Source organism: Micromonospora sp. URMC 107 (assembly GCF_051386315.1).
GTDB lineage: Bacteria > Actinomycetota > Actinomycetes > Mycobacteriales > Micromonosporaceae > Micromonospora.
The window spans coordinates 1-17,278 of sequence record NZ_JBPQTK010000077.1 but is presented as its reverse complement, the minus strand read 5'-3'; the positions used below and the strand labels follow the sequence as shown (position 1 = coordinate 17,278).

Below are 17,278 nucleotides of genomic sequence, written 5' to 3'. Positions count from 1 at the left end.
CGGACATGCGTGGTCAGCCGACCGAGACCCTCCCCGGAACCGGGCCCGAATCCGACCACACCGGGGGCGAACCCGACCACACCGGGGGCGAACCCGACCTCACCCACCACGGCGACGCCGAGGTGGGGCCGGGGCTGGTCGACCTCGCCGTCAACGTGCGGCGCGACGCCATGCCCGACTGGCTTGCCGACCCGATCACCGCCGCGCTCGGCGACCTCGCCGCGTACCCCGACCCGGGGCCGGCGCGGGCCGCGGTCGCGGCCCGGCACGCCCGCCCGCCGGCCGAGGTGCTGCTGACCGCCGGCGCGGCCGAGGGCTTCGTGCTGCTCGCCCGGGCGCTGCGCGGCGTGCGCCGGCCGGTGGTGGTGCACCCCCAGTTCACCGAGCCCGAGGCGGCGTTGCGCGCCGCCGGGCACCAGGTGGAGCGGGTGCTGCTCGACGCGGACGACGACTTCCGCCTCGACCCGGCCAGGGTGCCCGCCGACGCCGACCTCGTGATGATCGGCAACCCGACCAACCCGACCTCGGTGCTGCACCCCGCCGGCGACCTGGCCGCCCTCGCCCGGCCCGGTCGGGTGCTGGTGGTCGACGAGGCGTTCGCCGACACCACCGTCGCCCCCGGCGTGGCCGGCGAGCCGGAGTCGCTGGCCGCCCGGCGGGACCTGCCGGGCCTGCTGGTGGTCCGCAGCCTCACCAAGACCTGGGGGCTGGCGGGCCTGCGGATCGGCTACCTGCTCGGCGAGGCCCCGCTGCTGGAGCGGCTGGCCGCCGCCCAGCCGCTCTGGGCCGTCTCCACCCCGGCCCTGGCCGCCGCGTCGGCCTGCGCCACGCCCGTCGCGGTCGAGGCCGAGCGCGCCATCGCCGCCCGGCTCGCGGCCGACCGCGACCACCTGGTCGCCCGCCTGTCGGCCCTGCCCGGCGTACGCGTCGCCGGCCGCCCCGCCAGCGCGTTCGTGCTGGTGCACGTCCCCAATGCCGCCGACGTGCGGCTCGCCCTGCGGCGGCGCGGCTGGGCGGTGCGCCGGGGCGACACGTTCCCCGGCCTCGGCCCGGACTGGCTGCGGATCGCCGTACGCGACCCGGCCACCACCGACGCGTTCGCCGAGGTACTGGCGCAGATCCTGGAGGCATGATGCTGGAGACCACGATCGCGGCGATCCGGCCGCCGGACGAGCCGGCGATGGTCGCCGCCCGCGAGTTGCAGGGGCGGCTCACCAAACCCGCCGGCTCGCTCGGCGCCCTGGAGGAGCTCTCCGTACGCCTCGCCGGCCTGGCCGGGCACTGCCCGCCGCCGCTGCCCGAGCCGGCCGCCGTCGCCATCTTCGCCGGTGACCACGGCGTGCACGCCCAGGGGGTGACGCCCTGGCCGCAGGAGGTCACCGCACAGATGATCGGCAACTTCCTGGCCGGCGGCGCGGTGGTCAACGCGTTCGCCCGGCAGGCCGGCGCCTCGGTCACCGTGGTCGACGTCGGCGTGGCCACCCCGATCCCGGTCGCCGCGCCGGGCGAGGAGGGCGCCGGCGCCCCGCCGACCCGCGGCGCGCCCCGGCTGGTCGCGGCGAACGTCCGCCCCGGCACCCGGGACCTGGCGGTGACCGCCGCGCTGACCCGCGACGAGGCCCGCGCGGCCGTCGAGACCGGCATCCGGGTGGCCGACGAGCTGATCGACGCCGGCGCGGGCATTTTGCTCACCGGGGACATGGGCATCGGCAACACCACGCCGGCCGCCGCCCTGATCGCCGCGTTCGCGGGCATCGACCCGGCGGAGACGACCGGCCGGGGCACCGGGGTCGACGACCCGACGTACGCCCGCAAGGTCGACGTCGTGCGGGCCGCGCTGCGCCGGCACGCCCCCGACCCGGCCGACCCGCTGGGCGTGCTGGCCGCCGTCGGCGGACTGGAGCACGCCGCGCTGGCCGGGCTGATCCTGGGCGCCGCCGCCCGCCGGACGCCGGTGCTGCTGGACGGGGTGATCGCGGTGGCCGCGGCGCTCGCCGCGGCGGCCCTCGCCCCGCACGCCGTGGCCGCCATGGTGGCCGGGCACCGCTCCGCCGAGCCGGGGGCCACGGTCGCGCTGCGCCGGCTGGGGCTGGAGCCGCTGATCGACCTCGGGCTGCGCCTGGGCGAGGGCACCGGCGCGCTGCTCGCGCTGCCGGTGGTCACCGGCGCGGTGCGGGTGCTGCACGAGGTCGCCACGTTCGACTCGGCGGGGGTGGCCGAGAAGTGAACGGGCCCACCATCGGCTCCCGAGGCGAGGCGACGACGTGAGCGGCAACCCGTACCCGCTCGGCCTGCGGCTCGCCGGCCGACGGGTGGTCGTGGTCGGCGGGGGAGCGGTGGCCACCCGGCGGGTGCCGGCCCTGCTCGACGCCGGCGCACACGTCCTCCTCGTCGCGCCGGAGCTGACCCCGGCGCTGCGCGCGCACGTCGACGCCGGGCGGCTGCACTGGGCGCCGCGCCGCTTCGCCCCCGACGACCTGGACGGCGCGTGGCTGGTCCAGGTCGCCGTCGACGACCCGCTCGCCGCCGCGTCGGTCAGCGCCGCCGCCGCGGAGCGCCGCATCTTCTGCGTACGCGCCGACGACCGCGCCGCCGCCACCGCCTGGACCCCGGCGGTGACCCGGCACGGGCCGGTGACCGTGGCGGTGCTCGGCGGGGGCGACCCGCGCCGGGCGATGGCCGTCCGCGACGCCGTCCGGGACCTCCTGGACGTGCGGACGGGCCCCCTGTCGACGCCCGCGGCGCAGGAGGGAACCCTCCCCCGCACCCGGGCGGGGCGGGTCGCGCTGGTCGGCGCGGGCCCCGGGGACCCGGAGCTGATCACCGTCCGGGGCTGGCGGCTGCTCACCGAGGCGGACGTGGTGGTCGCCGACCGGCTCGTCCCGGGGCTGCTCCTCGACGAGCTGCGCGCCGACGTCGAACTCGTGGACGCCTCCAAGATCCCGTACGGGCCGTCCCGCGCGCAGGAGGAGATCAACCGGATCCTGGTGGACCGGGCCCTGGCCGGGAAGGTCGTGGTCCGGCTCAAGGGCGGCGACCCGTACGTCTTCGGCCGTGGCGGCGAGGAGCTGCTGGCCTGCGCGGCGGCCGGCGTGCCGGTGACCGTGGTGCCCGGCGTGACCAGCTCGATCGCGGCCCCGGCCGTGGCGGGCATCCCGGTCACCCATCGGGGGGTGGCCCACGAGTTCACCGTGGTCTCCGGGCACGTCGCGCCCGACTCGCCGGCCTCCCTGGTCCGCTGGGACGCGCTGGCCGGGCTGCGCGGCACGCTGGTCGTGCTGATGGGGCTGAAGAACCTCGCGGCGATCACCGCGACGCTGCTCGCGCACGGCAAGCCGGCGCAGACGCCGGCCGCCGTGGTGCAGGAGGCGACGACCGGGGCGCAGCGGGTGCTCCGCTCCACGCTCGGCGCGGTGGCCGCCGACGTGGTCGCCGCGGGGCTGCGCCCGCCCGCGGTGGTGGTGCTGGGGGACGTGGTCGACGCCCTCGCCGGGGCTGGACCTGACGGATTTCCGGGCAGCCCGCTCGCTCCGGGCGGTCAGGCTTGATCCCTGCGCGAGCGGGCTGCCCGGAAATCCCCGGTGGGCGTTGCCCGTGAGGCGGCTCGGGTGCGACCGGTCAGAGTTTGACGGAATGAACGACGGCGGCCGGAGGAGTACTTCTCCGGCCGCCGTCGTCGCTGGTCAGGTCACTGCTTGAGCATGTTGTCCAGCAACAGGGCGCAGCGGATCAGGCCGAGGTGGCTGTATGCCTGCGGGTGGTTGCCCAGCCCGCGCTCGGCCAGCGGGTCGTACTGCTCGGGCAGCAGGCCCGTCGGGCCGGCGGTGTCCACCATCTGCGAGAACAGCTCCTCGGCGTCGGTACGCCGCCCGGTGCGCAGGTACGCCTCGATGAGCCACGCCGTGCAGATGTGGAAGCCGCCCTCGCGCCCGGGCAGGCCGTCGTCCCAGTGGTAGCGGTAGACGACCGGCCCGCTGCGCAGGTCCGCCTCGATCCGCAGGACGGTGGAGAGGAAGCGCGGGTCGTCGCCGGGGAGCAGGCCGGACAGCCCGATCCACAGCGACGAGGCGTCCATGTCCTCGTCCCCGTACGCCACGCTGTAGGCCTCGACGGTTTCGTGCCAGCCGTACTCCAGCACGTTGGCGCCGATCCGGTCGCGCAGCTCCACCCACTCCGGCCGGTCCTCGCCGCCGTGCTGGCGCATCACGTGCAGCGCCCGGTCGACGGTCATCCAGCACATCACCTTCGAGAAGATGTGGTGCCGCGGGGGGAGGCGGGCCTCCCAGATGCCGTGGTCGGGCTCGTGCCAGCGGCGGCGGACCGCCTCGACCATGTTGTCGAGCACCCGCCACTCGTCCTCGCGGACGGAGCCGCGCGCGTCGGCCACGGCCGCGATCAGGTCCGCGATCGGACCGAAGACGTCGAGCTGGAGCTGGTGGTTGGCGAGGTTGCCGACCCGGACCGGCCGGGAGCCGGCGTAACCGGGCAGGGTGTCGATGACCGCCTCGGCGCCCAGCTCGTAGCCGTCCACCGTGTAGAGCGGGTGCAGCCGCTCCGGGTGCCCGCCGGTGCGCTCGATGCACCCGTCGACCCAGCGCAGCAGCGCCTCGGCCTCCTCGATCGAGCCCAGGTCGACCAGGGAGCGCGCGGTCATCGCCGCGTCCCGCAGCCAGCAGTAGCGGTAGTCCCAGTTGCGGACGCCGCCCAGCTCCTCCGGCAGCGAGGTGGTCGCGGCGGCCAGGATCGAGCCGGTGGCCTCGTGGCAGAGCCCGCGCAGGGTCAGGGCGCTGCGGACCACCAGGTCCCGGGCGGTGCTCGGCAGCCGCAGGGTGGCGACCCAGTCCTTCCACGGCTGCTCGGCCAGGGCCTGCCGCTCGTGGACCGGCAGCCGGTGGTGTTCCAGGCTGTGCGTGCCGAAGCGCAGCTCCAGCACGACCTGCCCGCCGGCGGCGGAGAGGTCGACGACCGCCTTGGCCGTCTCGTAGCCGCCGTCGTTGGAGACCTGCCACTCGACCCCGGGGGAGTAGAGCGCGACCGGCTCGTTGGAGCCGAGCACCAGCAGGCCGTCGCCGACCGGCTGCAACTGCACCGCGACCTGGCCGAACTCCGGCCGGGGCGCGAACTCCAGCCGGGCCCGGCCCGAGCCGGTCAGCACCCGGACCAGGGTCGAGTCGCCGGTCACGACGGCCGGGCCGTCGGGCGTGGTCTCCTTGGCCGGCTTGTCCAGCCAGTCGGTGACGGTCAGGCCCGACCACCGGGTCTCGACCGTCATCGTGCCCGAGCGGTAGCGCTGGCCGAGCGGGATGCCCCCGCGCTCCGGCGCGACGCTGAAGTGCCCGGCCGGGCTGCCGCCGACCAGGTCGGCGAAGATCGCCGCCGAGTCCGGCTTGGGGTGGCAGAGCCAGGTGACCTTGGCCTCGGGGGTGAGCAGGGCCACCGTCCGCCCGTTGGCCAGCATCGAGTGCCGCTCGATGGGCACCGCCCGCTCGCCGAAGAGCCAGTGCCGGCGGGTCTCCAGCAGCAGGCCGAGGGCGCGGGCGGCCTCGATCGGCTCGGCGACCCGGTAGCCGGCCCTGGTGTCACCGGGGCCGATCTTGATGCCGACGTCCGGCCCGTGCAGGTTGCCGAAGGCGTTCTCATCGGTGACGTCGTCACCGATGAAGAGCACCGCGCTGGCGGAGAGCTGGGTGCGCAGCTGGTCGACGGCCGTGCCCTTGTGGGTGGCGACCACCGACAGCTCGATGACCTCCTTGCCCTGGGTGACCGTGACGTCGTCCCAGGTCGCGGGGCCGCTGCGGACCGCGTCGATGGCGGCCGCCGCGACCTCGGGGGCCACCCCGCGGGTGTGCACCGCGACGCTGGCCGGCTTGCGCTCCAGCCGGATGCCCGGGTGGGCCGCGGCGATCTCCCGCAGGGCGTCGCGCAGCCGCGTCCGGACCGCGATCAGCTCGGGCGAGAGCCGCTCGACGAAGCCGATGTCGAACTCGGAGCCGTGGCTGCCGACCAGGTGGACCTCGCTGGGCAGCCGGGAGAGGGCGGCCAGGTCGCGCAGGGCCCGCCCGGAGACCACCGCCACGGTGGTCTGGGGCAGGGCGGCCAGCGCCCGGACGGCCGCCACCGACTCCGGCAGCGGCACGGCCTTGCTCGGGTCCTCCACGATCGGCGCCAGGGTGCCGTCGTAGTCGCAGGCGATCAGAAGCTGGGGCACCCGGGCGATGCGGCCGATGGCGGCGCGTAGTTCCGGGTCCATCGTGCCGGCCGCCGGGGTGATGATCTCGCTGGCGGCGTTCACGCGACCTCCGCTTGAGGCACACCGAGCTCGGTGAGGAAGGACTTCGCCCAGTGCCCCACATCGTGGGTGCGTAGATGGCGTTGCATTGTCCGCATTCTGCGGCGTGCCTCCGGCTTCTCGACGTGCACGGCCCTGAGCAGGGCATCCTTGACCGCGTCAGGGTCGTGCGGGTTACACAGGAACGCCTGGCGCAGCTCGGTGGCGGCGCCGGCGAACTCGCTGAGCACGAGTGCACCGCCCTGGTCGGCGCGCGATGCGACGTACTCCTTGGCTACCAGGTTCATTCCGTCTCGCAGCGGGGTCACCATCATCACGTCCGCGGCGGCGTACATCGCGGCGAGCTCAGTGCGACTGTACGACTGATGCAGGTAATGCACCGCCGGCACGCCGACCCTGCCGAACTCGCCGTTAATGCGACCGACCTCGCGCTCCACCTTCACGCGTAGTGCCTGGTAGTGCTCCACGCGCTCGCGGCTGGGCGTGGCGACCTGCACCATGACCGCGTCGGGAACTGTCAACTTTCCGTCAGCCAGCAGCTCGCGGAAGGCCTTCAGCCGCAACTCGATGCCCTTGGTGTAGTCCAGCCGGTCGACGCCCAGGATGATCGTCTTCGGGTTGCCCAGCTCCTCGCGGATCTCCTTCGCCCGGGCCTGGATGCCCGGGTCGGCGGCCAGCCGCTCCATCTCCTTCGTGTCGATGGAGATCGGGAACGCGCCGGCCTTCACCTGGCGGCCGTCGACCTGGATCATCTGCCCCTCGTAGCGCAGCCCGAGCAGGTGTCGGGCCAGCCGGACGAAGTTCTGCGCGGCGAGGCGCTGCTGGAACCCGACCAGGTCGGCGCCGAGCAGGCCGCGCAGGATCTCGGTGCGGAACGGCATCTGCATGAACAGCTCGATCGGCGGGAACGGGATGTGCAGGAAGAAGCCGATCCGCAGGTCGGGCCGCAGCTCGCGGAGCATCGCCGGGACGAGCTGGAGCTGGTAGTCCTGCACCCAGACCGTCGCCCCCTCGGCCGCGACCTCCGCCGCGGCCTCCGCGAAGCGGGCGTTGACCAGGCGGTACGCCTCGCGCCAGCGGCGCTTGTAGGCCGGCGTCTCCACCGCGTCGTGGTAGAGCGGCCAGATCGTGGCGTTGGACTGGCCCTCGTAGTAGCGCTCCAGCTCCTCCGCGCTCAACGGCACCGGGTGCAGCCGGATGCCCTCCAGGTCGAAGGGCTCGGGGGCGGCGCCGGTGCCGCCGGCCCAGCCGACCCAGGTGCCCTGGTGCTCGGCGAGGACGGGGTGCAGGGCGGTCACCAGCCCTCCGGGGCTGCGACGCCACTGCCGTCCCTCGGGGGTGCTCACCTCGTCGACGGGTAGCCGGTTCGCCACTACGACAAAGGAGCTGCGGACGGTCACGTTCGGCCACCTCCGGGTGCTGACGGGTCAACCGCGAATGAGCGTACTGAGCGTAGCTGCGGCTTCTGGGGCCCCGTGCCGGAGTCACCTACCCTTCCCACGATGGTCCAACCCCTGGCGTGATCTTGTCGATACCCCTGCTCGGAAGCAGGGGTGGCAGGGCGCGGGCGGAGCGTCGGAGGCGGGGTGATGTGGGGGCGGCGCCGCGAACCTGTCAGGATTGACGACGGCGTGCGTGCGGCCGGCCGCCGGCCGGCGGCGGCGGGCGGAAATCGCAGCCCGCGCCCGCGCCCGCCGACCCCAGTCGCAACCTACGGAGGTAGCCCGCACCGTGGCCCAGTACATCTACGTCCTGGAAAAGGCGCGCAAGGCGCACGGCGACAAGGTCGTGCTCGACAACGTGACGCTGAGCTTCCTCCCGGGGGCCAAGATCGGTGTGGTCGGCCCCAACGGCGCCGGTAAGTCCAGCCTCCTCAAGATCATGGCAGGCCTGGACCGGCCGAGCAACGGCGAGGCCCGGCTGATGCCCGGCTACACCGTCGGCCTGCTCGCCCAGGAGCCCCCGCTCAACGACGCCAAGACCGTGCTCGGCAACGTCGAGGAGGCGGTCGCCGAGACCAAGGCCAAGCTGGAGCGGTTCAACAAGATCGCCGAGCAGATGGCCACCGACTACTCCGACGAGCTGATGGAGGAGATGGGCAAGCTCCAGGAGGAGCTGGACCACGCCGACGCGTGGGACATCGACTCCAAGCTCGAACTGGCGATGGACGCGCTGCGCTGCCCGCCGCCGGACGCCGACGTGACCCAGCTCTCCGGGGGCGAGCGGCGCCGGGTGGCGCTGTGCAAGCTGCTGCTGGAGGCGCCCGACCTGCTGCTGCTCGACGAGCCCACCAACCACCTGGACGCGGAGAGCGTCTCCTGGCTGGAGCAGCACCTGGCCAAGTACGCGGGCACCGTCATGGCGATCACCCACGACCGGTACTTCCTCGACAACGTGGCCGGCTGGATCCTGGAGCTGGACCGCGGCCGGGCCGTCGGCTACGAGGGCAACTACTCCACCTACCTGGAGAAGAAGGCCGCCCGGCTGGCCGTCGAGGGCCGCCGCGACGCCAAGATGAAGAAGCGCCTCACCGAGGAGCTGGAGTGGGTCCGCTCCAACGCCAAGGCGCGGCAGACCAAGTCCAAGGCCCGCCTCGACCGCTACGAGGAGATGGCCACCGAGGCGGAGAAGACCCGCAAGCTGGACTTCGAGGAGATCCAGATCCCGCCGGGCCCGCGCCTGGGCAACACGGTGATTGAGGCGCACAACCTGACCAAGGGCTTCGGCGACCGGGTGCTCATCGAGAACCTGTCGTTCTCGCTGCCGCGCAACGGCATCGTCGGCATCATCGGCCCCAACGGCGTCGGCAAGACCACCCTGTTCAAGACCATCGTCGGGCTGGAGCAGCCGACGAGCGGCGACGTCCGGGTCGGCGAGACCGTCTCGCTGTCGTACGTCGACCAGAACCGGCAGGGCCTCGCCGGGGACAAGACGGTCTGGGAGGTCGTCTCCGACGGGCTCGACCACCTGATGGTCGGCAAGGTCGAGATGCCGTCGCGGGCGTACATCGCCGCGTTCGGGTTCAAGGGGCCGGACCAGCAGAAGCCGACGAAGGTGCTCTCCGGCGGCGAGCGCAACCGGCTCAACCTCGCGCTGACGCTGAAGATCGGCGGCAACGTGATCCTGCTCGACGAGCCGACCAACGACCTGGACGTGGAGACCCTCTCCAGCCTGGAGAACGCGCTGCTGGAGTTCCCCGGCTGCGCCGTGGTCATCTCCCACGACCGGATGTTCCTCGACCGGGTCGCCACGCACATCCTGGCCTGGGAGGGCGACGACGAGAACCCCGCCAAGTGGTTCTGGTTCGAGGGCAACTTCGAGGCGTACGAGAAGAACAAGGTCGACCGGCTCGGCGCGGAGGCGGCCCGCCCGCACCGGGTGACCTACCGCAAGCTGACCCGCGACTGACGTGGCAGACCGTTTCGTGTACCACTGCACCCTGCGGTGGTCCGACCTGGACGCGTACGGCCACATCAACAACTCGCGCTTCCTCACCCTCTACGAGGAGGCGCGGGTGGCGTTGATGTTCGCCGGCGGCCGGGCGTGGGGAGTGGGCTCGTTCGCCGACGGCGTCGTGATCAGTCGGCACGAGATCGACTACCTGCGCCCGGTCGAGTACGCCCTCGGCCGGGCCACCGCCGAGGCCGCCCCCACCGTGCGCATCGAGCTGTGGGTGGAGGAGATCCGGGGCGCGTCCTTCACCGTCGCCTACGAACTCTTCGACGGCGACGTGTTGGCCAGCCGCGCCCGTTCGGTGCTGGTGCCGTTCGACCTGACCCGGCAGCGGCCCCGGCGGATCACCCCGGAGGAGCGGACGTTCCTGCTCACGTACGCGCCGCAGGGGCCGGTGGCGTGACGGCGACCGACGGGCCGGCCGCCCGGGCGCGGACCGGCGGCGGCGGTCCGGCCGCCGCCGGGCACGGGATCGCCGACGCCGCCGACGCGGGGGCCTTCCTGGCCCGCCTCGTCCGGCTGGACCGCGACGCCCCGGTCCGACTGCGGTCGACCGGCGCGACGGGCCGTACGGCCCTCTGGGGGCGCCTGCCGTGGGGCGTGCTGGTCGTCCGCCCGGTGGCCGGCGACGGCCCCGGCGACGCCACGGTCTCGGCCGGCGAGCTGCTGGCCGAGCTCGCGGTGGGCGGCGGGGCCCTGCCCACGCGGCGGGACGAGCGGTGGCGGTGGCCGCTGCCGCCCACGGCGAGCCGCCGGGTGGAGACGCTGCCGGGCGCGGAGCTGCGGCGGATCGCGGCGGCGGCGGCGGGAGCCCTGCGAGACGCCAGCGCCCACGGCGTCGGCGGGCGGGCGGTCGGGCAGCGGGCGCTGCGGGACGCGCTGCTCGACCACGTGCCCGTGGTGGTCACCCCGGACGACCCGCCCGGCGAGCCGGTCGAGGTGACCCAGCGGATGGTCCAGGGGTTGGTCCGGATGGGCTTCCTCGGGGCGGCCGAGGGGTCCGCCGAGGCGGGCGGCGGAGGCGACGTCCAGGTGCGAACGGTCGGCCGATGGGTCGGTCTGGTGGGACCGTACGGAGCGATCTGGTCGCAGAAGGCCACCGATCTTGCCGTGCGGCCCGTCTGAATTCATCCGTTCGGATGACCCGTGGTCGTTCTTCTGTCCTGGTGCTGTCGTTGGGGGGGTGCCTCAACCCGGCTGTCCGGGTACCGTCCATCCTCGGATCCAACGCACCGTAGGCGACTGGATCCGCTGGGGAGTGAGGTGCGCGAGCGATGCCGTGGTGGTCATGGCGCCCCGGTCCCGCCAACGGCGGCGGCGACCCGGAAAGGCAGAGCGGGATCACAGTGGAGAGCACCGTCCGGGTCGGACCACCGACCCCGCGTCAGCCGGGAGACGACTGCCCACCGACGGAGCGTGCCGTGATAGCGGACATGCCCGCCACGGTCGAGCCGGTCACCCTGCGCCGCGTCTGCGACGCACTCGACATGCTCGACGTGCGCTACCTGGCCGACGGCGACGGCAACCTGCTGGCCATGTGGGAGCGGCACGCCGTGCTGGTCACCCTGGAGGGCCCGGAGGACGAGATCCTGGTGATGCGGGCCCGTCCACACGCGACGGTGCCGCCGGACTGGGCCGACCGCGCCTACCGGGTGGTCAACGAGTGGAACCACACCCGCCGCTTCTGCAAGGCCTACATCGGCGACCCGACCGAGCGCGGGCAGTTGCCGATCTACGCGGAGTTGCAGGTGCCGTTCGGCGCCGGGGCGCACGACGCGCTGCTGGTCGAGATGCTCGACTGTGGAGCGGCGGTCGCCACCAGCTTCGTGGACTGGCTGCACGACGAGGGCGCCCTGCTCTGAGCCGCCCGACGCCCGCCGGGCCACCAGGTGCCCGTACGACGTCGGGCCGGGCCGCCCGGCCGGCGTCCGCGGGACCGCCCGGGGGCCGCTCGGTGTCAGGCCGGTCGGTGTCAGGCCGGCCCCGCCGGGTCCTCCATCGCGTTGACCATGAAGTAGGCGGCCCGCTCCAGGTAGTCCCACAGCGCGGTGGCGATCTCCGGCGGCAGGTCGAGACGGTCGACGGCGCGGCGCATGTGGAGCAGCCACGCGTCCCGCTCGGCGGCGCCGATCCGGTACGGCGCGTGGCGCATCCGCAGCCGCGGGTGCCCCCGTTGCGCCGAGTACGTGTTGGGGCCGCCCCAGTACTGCATGAGGAACAGGGTCAGCCGGTCCGCGGCCGGGCCCAGGTCCTCCTCGGGGTACATGGGGCGCAGCAGCGGGTCGGCGGCGACCCCGGCGTAGAACTCGTCCACCAGCTTGCGGAAGGTGGGCTCGCCGCCCACCGCCTCGAAGAGGGTCATCGACGCACCGGGCCGGTCGGACTCACCTGCGGCATTCACCGTTCCATCCTGCCAGGTGCCGCGCCGGGCGGCCGGGGGGTGCCGGCTGTGGGTCGGGTCACCGTGTGCCGCTGCTGTTCCGCCTCGCCGGGGCGACCGTCCAGCCGCCCGCCGGCCCGCCGGGCCGCTCCTCCCCGGAGCGCCCCTGCGCGCTCGCCGCGGTGGCGGGCCCGTCCGCCTGCCGGGGGGCCGTCCCGCTCGCCCGCTGGGCCGCCGCCACGGCCGCGTCGATCGTCGACCGGCTCGGCCAGCGCAGGGCGGCGAGCGTCATCAGCAGCACCCCGACGGCGCTCCAGACCCCGACCACGAGCGGGATGGAGTACCGCTCGGCCAGCAACCCGGTGATCAGGACGGCCATGCCCTGGATGACCTGGACGCCGGTCGCCATCACGCCGAAGGCGCGGGCCCGGAAGCCGTCGGGCAGGGCCCGGACGAAGAGCCCGTTGGCCACCGGCAGCATGCCCGCGACGGCGAACCCGCAGGCCGCGGCGAGCAGCGCCACCACCAGCGGCGGCGGGTCGAACAGGGCGGGCACCAGGGCCAGCGGGGAGAGCACCGCCAACGGCCGCATCAGGCTCAGCCGGCGGTCCGGCCCGAACGCCCGGCTGACGATCAGGCCGCCGAGGATGAAGCCGACGGGGTTCGCCGCCATGATGATGGCCTGGGCGGCCCCGGCGTCCAGCCGGCCGGCGTGCTCGCTCGCCCAGGCGGCGGCGAGGCCCTCCGGCACCACGGAGAAGAGCATGGCGGCGAAGACCAGCACGGCGATGGCCCGCAACACCGGGGTGCCGAACACGATCTGGAAGCCCTGCGCGGTCTCCCGCAGCAGGTGGCTGCGGTGCGCGGCGGTCATCGCCGTCGGCCGGTCGGCCACGCCGAAGCGGACCAGCGCGGCCGACAGGGCGAAGGTCGCCGCGTTCACCAGGAGCGCGGCGGTCGGGTCGAACGCGGCGATGGCCGCGCCCGCCAGGTAGCCGACGACCTGGGCGGCCTGGCCGACGCTGCTGATCATCGACAGCCCGACCACCAGGCGGTCCCCGGTGAGGATCAGGGGGATCAGCGCCGACTTGGCGGCCTGGCTCGGTGGGTTGGCCAGCGTGGTGGCGAAGAGCAGGGCCAGGATCACCGGGACGGGCATGCCGGGGATGGCGATGCACACCATCAGCACCATCCGGACGAGGTCGCAGATCACCATGACCTGCCGGTAGCGGTGCCGCTCCGCGAGCGTGGCGAGCAGGGGACCGCCGACCAGCCAGGGCAGGTAGCTCACCGCGAAGGCGGCGGCCGAGAGCGCGACGGACCGGGTCTCCTCGTAGACCAGCAGGGTGACCGCGGCCTTGGCGATGTAGTCGCCGATCCAGGAGAGAGCGCTCGCCGTGAAGACGGCGCCGTATTCGCGATTGGCGAACACCTCGCGGAAGGTTGCGGGCCCTTCCGGGGATGGTCGCTCGTCAGGCACCGTCGCCTCCATCGTTCCCCTGGGCGGGCCACTCGTGATGGACGGCCCGGGAACCGTCGTCAGATCTACGGATCAGCGAGGACGTGATCACGCTCCGGGGAGCGTGCACCGGATTTTGCCCGATCGTCCGACGACTGGCTAGGGCGAAGGGGTTGATCGTCGCATCTCCGACTGAACGAACGGACGATACCCGAGGGGCCACCCGGCTCGCGACCCCCGCCGCCCGGCGTCCCGGCGCCTCAGGTGGGGCCGCCCTGCCCGGTCTCACCGGGGGTGCGGACCGGCATGCCGGGGTAGAACCGGGCGGCGGCGATCTTCGCGGTGATACCGGAGTTCTCCAGCGCCTCGGCGAGCCGGCGGCGCAGCTCCCGGCCGACGGCGAACTGCCCGTCGGCGGTCGTCTTGACCACCGTACGGATGACCGCGCCGTCGACCGTCATCTGCTCGACGCCCAGCACCTCCGGGGCCTCGACGATCTCCGGCGCCAGGTCGGGGTCGATCGCCACCGAGGCGGCGGCGGTCCGCAGCACGGCCGTGGCCTCCTCCGTGCCGGCGAAGCCGATCGGCAGGTCGACCACCACCAGGGCCCAGCCCTGGCTCTTGTTGCCCACCCGGACGATCTCGCCGTTGCGGATGTACCAGAGCACGCCCCGCCCGTCGCGGACGGTGGTGACCCGCAGCCCGACCGACTCCACCACGCCGGTCGCCTCGCCGAGGTCCACGGTGTCGCCCACGCCGTACTGGTCCTCGATCAGCATGAACAGGCCGGCGATCAGGTCCTTGACCAGGCTCTGCGCGCCGAAGCCGAGGGCCACGCCCGCGATGCCGGCGCTGGCCAGCAGCGGGGCCAGGTCGAAGCTGAACTCCTTGAGGATCATCAGCAGCGCGATGCCGAAGATGAACGCGGTGCTCAGGCTGCGCAGCACCGAACCGATGGCCTCGGCCCGCTGCCGGCGTCGCTCCGGGACGAACTCGCCCGGTTCGACGGTGGCGGTGGGGATCCGCTCGCGCAGCGGACGCAGCATGGTCGGCACGCCCGCGTCGGTGGTGGTGCGCACCAGCCGGCGGATCGTCCGGTGCACCAGCCACCGGGCGGCGATCGCCAGCAGCAGGATCAGCACGACCCGCAGCGGCTTGAGCAGGATCCAGTAGCTGCCCTCGGCGAACCAGACCGAGCCGGTCATGTCGTAGACGCTCTTGCAGAGGGCGTCGTCCAGGCAGGTCGGCGACGGAGCCGGGTCCGGCGCCTCGACGGCGGGCAGGGCGAGCGGCGTCAGGCTGGCAGCGGTCACGCTGTCTTCGTACCCCACCCGGCGGGGCCGGATCCCGTCGACCCTCCGCGTCGTGACCGGCCCGGCACCCCTGGCGAGACGGCGCCGCCGGGCGCGGGCGAACCGGTCATCCTGACACGTGGGGGGATCGCTTCCGGAGGGACCCCCGGATTAGTACGTGCAATCCGGGGGCCGATCAGGGACGATGGGCGCACGGACGTCGGTGATCCGGCCGGCGTCGGCCGTGGTGGGTCGCCGTGCCCGTTTCCGGTCGGCGGTGGTGAGCAGGGGCCGCTGAACCGGGAGGGTGAACGCGATGCCTGACATACGACCCACGGTGGGCTCCGGTGCGCTGGTCCTCAATGCCACCTACGAGCCGCTGTGCGTCGTGTCGGTGCGTCGTGCCGCCATCCTCGTGCTTTCCGCCAAGGCGGTCTGCGTCGCCGACGGCGACGGCATCCTGCACAGCGCCCGCGACGCGCTGCCGGTGCCGTCGGTCGTCCGGCTCACCCGCTTCGTGCGGGTGCCCTACCGCACCCACGTCGGGCTCTCCCGGCGGGCCATCTTCGCCCGGGACGGCTGGCGTTGCGCCTACTGCCGGGGGCCCGCCGAGACCATCGACCACGTCTTTCCGCGCAGCCGGGGCGGCCGGCACGCCTGGGAGAACGTCGTCGCGGCCTGCGCCCGGTGCAACCACACGAAGGGCGACAAGACGCCGGCCGAGCTGGGCTGGCGCCTGCACGCGCTGCCGGCGGCCCCGAAGGGCACCGCCTGGCGGGTGCTCGGTCACCGGGCGCCGGACCCCCGCTGGGCCGACTGGCTCGACCTGCGCGAGCCCGAGGCGGCCTGACCGCCGGTCACCCCCGGCGGAACGCGGCGAGCCGCACCGGGGCCGGGCACCCGGCCGCCGGTCACGTCGTACGCGCCCGCACCAGGGACGCGAAGACCACCACGTTGTCGGCGTACCCGGTCTCCCCGCCCACCCAGCGCCCGCCACAGGTGATCAGGCGCAGCCGGGGACGGCTGAAGTCCCCGAAGACCTCGTCCACCGGCAGCCGGTCCTTGTCGAAGCGCTCGACGGAGTCCACCTCGAAGACGGCCACCGAGCGGTCCTGCCGGGCGACCTCGATCCGGTCCCCGTCGCGCAGGTCCCGCAGCTTGTGGAAGACCGCCGGCCCGGTGCCGGTGTCGACGTGCCCGACGATCACCGAGGGACCGTACTGCCCCGGGGTCGGGCCCCGGTCGTACCAGCCGGCCTCGTGGGCGCGGGCGGCCTCCGGCACCGCGATGCTGCCGTCCGGGGCGATGCCGACGCCGTGCACGGGCGCCCGGACGTCGATCGGGTCGATGGCGATGCCGACGGGCCGGCTGGCGGGCAGCACCGGGAACTTCCTCGGGGCGGGTCGCAGCCCCGCGAGGAACCGGTCCGGCAGCACGCTCACGCCGGCGATCCGCTCCACGCCGAGCAACGTGATGATCAGCGCCATCAACGTACCGATCACGAGGACCGGCAGGCCGGGCCCCCGGCCGGCGGCCAGCCGGCGGCGGCCGGCCGGGATCCAGCCGTGGCGGGGTCGGGCCGGCAGCGGTCGGGCCTGCGGGTCGGTGGTGGCGACGCTCGCCGACACCGCCTCCCCGGCCACCCGGCGCAGCCGCCGGGCCGCCGCGACCGCCACCCGGCCGGACGCCCGCAGCGCCCGCCGGCCGGTGGCCCGGATCGGGTCCGGGTCCGATCGCCTGGTACGCCTCCGGGAGCCGGCCATGGCGACGGCGGGTCAGGAACCGGCCCCGGTCCGGCGGCGGTTGCCGAAGAAGCCGAAGCCCACGGCCAGGGCCACCACCGCGAGCCCGCCGACCATCAGCATCGAGCCGGTGCCCGAGGCGCCGGCGGTGCCGCCGCCCCCGGTGGCCGGGCCCTTGCTGGGCTGCTCCATGTTCAGCACCGTGAGCGTGGTGGTCGCGGTCCTGCCGTTGTCGCAGCGCAGGTTCACCGGGTAGTCGCCGGGCTCCTTGCTGCCCGGGATGGTGACCTGGCCGGTCAGGAAGCCGTCGTCCGGCCGCAGCATCACCCGCCCGAAGGCGTCGGAGTGCACGTCGGCCTGGCGGTCGTTGGCGTTGTCGCAACCGGCCCGGATGCTGACCCGGGTGCCGGCCTGCGCGCTGTTGGGCACCACCTCGACGAAGGCCTCCTCACCCGCCCAGGCGGGTGCGACGGTCGTCAGGACGAACGCCCCGACCAGGCCCAACACGGTCAGGGCGCGGGTCAGGGCACGTTGGAACGCTGTGAGCACCGGCATGATCCCCCCTTCCGGTGACGAACACCGGAATCCTCCCCGGGCAACAGGGCCTGCTTTCCCGCTGGCCGGGGGGCAAACCCGGGGGCGGTCAGCGGGGCCGGTCGGCGG

Annotated in this window: 15 protein-coding genes; 8 read left to right on the top strand and 7 right to left on the bottom strand. The window is 74.2% G+C overall.

Annotated elements, in window-relative coordinates; genetic code table 11:
* The first annotated feature begins 5 nt into the window (after positions 1-5).
* From cobC to cobA, 3 genes are read left to right on the top strand one after another with little or no spacing between them, the layout of a single operon-like run.
* Positions 6-1,133, top strand: coding sequence for an Rv2231c family pyridoxal phosphate-dependent protein CobC (gene cobC, locus ACSNN9_RS18040; RefSeq protein ID WP_436674518.1), 1,128 nt, complete (start codon positions 6-8; stop codon positions 1,131-1,133).
* Entirely contained in the window at positions 1,133-2,227 is a 1,095-nt protein-coding gene (gene cobT, locus ACSNN9_RS18035; protein ID WP_436674532.1) for a nicotinate-nucleotide--dimethylbenzimidazole phosphoribosyltransferase, read from the top strand. Before cobC ends, cobT begins: the two co-directional genes overlap by 1 nt.
* Positions 2,228-2,264: 37 nt before the next feature.
* On the top strand, positions 2,265-3,548 hold the full coding sequence (cobA, locus tag ACSNN9_RS18030) for a uroporphyrinogen-III C-methyltransferase (RefSeq protein WP_436674516.1): 1,284 nt from the start codon (positions 2,265-2,267) through the stop codon (positions 3,546-3,548).
* 140 nt (positions 3,549-3,688) lie between these two features.
* Here cobA and otsB read toward each other — a convergent pair whose 3' ends face one another.
* Entirely contained in the window at positions 3,689-6,250 is a 2,562-nt protein-coding gene (otsB, locus tag ACSNN9_RS18025) for a trehalose-phosphatase (RefSeq protein WP_436674530.1), read from the bottom strand.
* 38 nt (positions 6,251-6,288) lie between these two features.
* The gene (locus tag ACSNN9_RS18020) at positions 6,289-7,689 is read right to left on the bottom strand and encodes an alpha,alpha-trehalose-phosphate synthase (UDP-forming) (RefSeq protein ID WP_334607924.1); all 1,401 of its coding nucleotides are present in this window, start codon (positions 7,687-7,689) and stop codon (positions 6,289-6,291) included.
* 331 nt (positions 7,690-8,020) lie between these two features.
* Here ACSNN9_RS18020 and ettA point away from each other — a divergent pair, with 331 nt between their 5' ends.
* The 4 genes from ettA (at position 8,021) to ACSNN9_RS18000 (ending at position 11,604) form a co-directional block, all read left to right on the top strand.
* A complete protein-coding gene (gene ettA, locus ACSNN9_RS18015) occupies positions 8,021-9,697 on the top strand; it encodes an energy-dependent translational throttle protein EttA (RefSeq protein WP_357867258.1) in 1,677 nt (558 codons plus the stop codon).
* 1 nt (position 9,698) lies between these two features.
* Entirely contained in the window at positions 9,699-10,145 is a 447-nt protein-coding gene (locus ACSNN9_RS18010; RefSeq protein ID WP_366644192.1) for an acyl-CoA thioesterase, read from the top strand.
* Positions 10,142-10,867: a hypothetical protein gene (locus ACSNN9_RS18005; RefSeq protein ID WP_436674515.1), complete on the top strand. Its 726-nt coding sequence runs from the start codon at positions 10,142-10,144 to the stop codon at positions 10,865-10,867. Before ACSNN9_RS18010 ends, ACSNN9_RS18005 begins: the two co-directional genes overlap by 4 nt.
* 149 nt (positions 10,868-11,016) lie before the next feature.
* A complete protein-coding gene (locus ACSNN9_RS18000; RefSeq protein WP_357867252.1) occupies positions 11,017-11,604 on the top strand; it encodes a YbjN domain-containing protein in 588 nt (195 codons plus the stop codon).
* A gap of 110 nt (positions 11,605-11,714) precedes the next feature.
* Here ACSNN9_RS18000 and ACSNN9_RS17995 read toward each other — a convergent pair whose 3' ends face one another.
* The 3 genes from ACSNN9_RS17995 to ACSNN9_RS17985 all read right to left on the bottom strand — a co-directional run bounded on the left by ACSNN9_RS17995 (position 11,715) and on the right by ACSNN9_RS17985 (position 14,894).
* A complete protein-coding gene (locus tag ACSNN9_RS17995) occupies positions 11,715-12,143 on the bottom strand; it encodes a globin (protein ID WP_436674512.1) in 429 nt (142 codons plus the stop codon).
* 58 nt (positions 12,144-12,201) lie between these two features.
* The gene (locus ACSNN9_RS17990) at positions 12,202-13,614 is read right to left on the bottom strand and encodes an MFS transporter (protein ID WP_436674510.1); all 1,413 of its coding nucleotides are present in this window, start codon (positions 13,612-13,614) and stop codon (positions 12,202-12,204) included.
* Between the two features lie 227 nt (positions 13,615-13,841).
* On the bottom strand, positions 13,842-14,894 hold the full coding sequence (locus ACSNN9_RS17985) for a mechanosensitive ion channel family protein (protein ID WP_436674509.1): 1,053 nt from the start codon (positions 14,892-14,894) through the stop codon (positions 13,842-13,844).
* 295 nt (positions 14,895-15,189) lie between these two features.
* Between ACSNN9_RS17985 and ACSNN9_RS17980 the strand changes: the two genes are divergently transcribed.
* On the top strand, positions 15,190-15,723 hold the full coding sequence (locus tag ACSNN9_RS17980) for an HNH endonuclease (protein WP_091628780.1): 534 nt from the start codon (positions 15,190-15,192) through the stop codon (positions 15,721-15,723).
* 61 nt (positions 15,724-15,784) lie between these two features.
* Here ACSNN9_RS17980 and ACSNN9_RS17975 read toward each other — a convergent pair whose 3' ends face one another.
* Both ACSNN9_RS17975 and ACSNN9_RS17970 read right to left on the bottom strand, forming a co-directional pair.
* Positions 15,785-16,636 (bottom strand): class F sortase, encoded by an 852-nt coding sequence (locus tag ACSNN9_RS17975; protein ID WP_436674508.1) that lies wholly within the window; start codon positions 16,634-16,636, stop codon positions 15,785-15,787.
* Between the two features lie 12 nt (positions 16,637-16,648).
* Positions 16,649-17,122, bottom strand: coding sequence for a hypothetical protein (locus ACSNN9_RS17970; RefSeq protein WP_358086964.1), 474 nt, complete (start codon positions 17,120-17,122; stop codon positions 16,649-16,651).
* Positions 17,123-17,278: the final 156 nt, after the last annotated feature.

Excerpts from the sequence above, each read along its gene's own strand:
- cobC (WP_436674518.1), top strand. The coding sequence starts at position 6 with ATGCGTGGTCAGCCGACCGAGACCCTCCCCGGAACCGGGCCCGAATCC.
- ACSNN9_RS17975 (WP_436674508.1), bottom strand. The coding sequence starts at position 16,636 with ATGGCCGGCTCCCGGAGGCGTACCAGGCGATCGGACCCGGACCCGATC.
- ACSNN9_RS18000 (WP_357867252.1), top strand. The coding sequence starts at position 11,017 with ATGCCGTGGTGGTCATGGCGCCCCGGTCCCGCCAACGGCGGCGGCGAC.
- otsB (WP_436674530.1), bottom strand. The coding sequence starts at position 6,250 with ATGGACCCGGAACTACGCGCCGCCATCGGCCGCATCGCCCGGGTGCCC.
- ACSNN9_RS17980 (WP_091628780.1), top strand. The coding sequence starts at position 15,190 with ATGCCTGACATACGACCCACGGTGGGCTCCGGTGCGCTGGTCCTCAAT.
- cobT (WP_436674532.1), top strand. The coding sequence starts at position 1,133 with ATGCTGGAGACCACGATCGCGGCGATCCGGCCGCCGGACGAGCCGGCG.
- ACSNN9_RS17990 (WP_436674510.1), bottom strand. The coding sequence starts at position 13,614 with ATGGAGGCGACGGTGCCTGACGAGCGACCATCCCCGGAAGGGCCCGCA.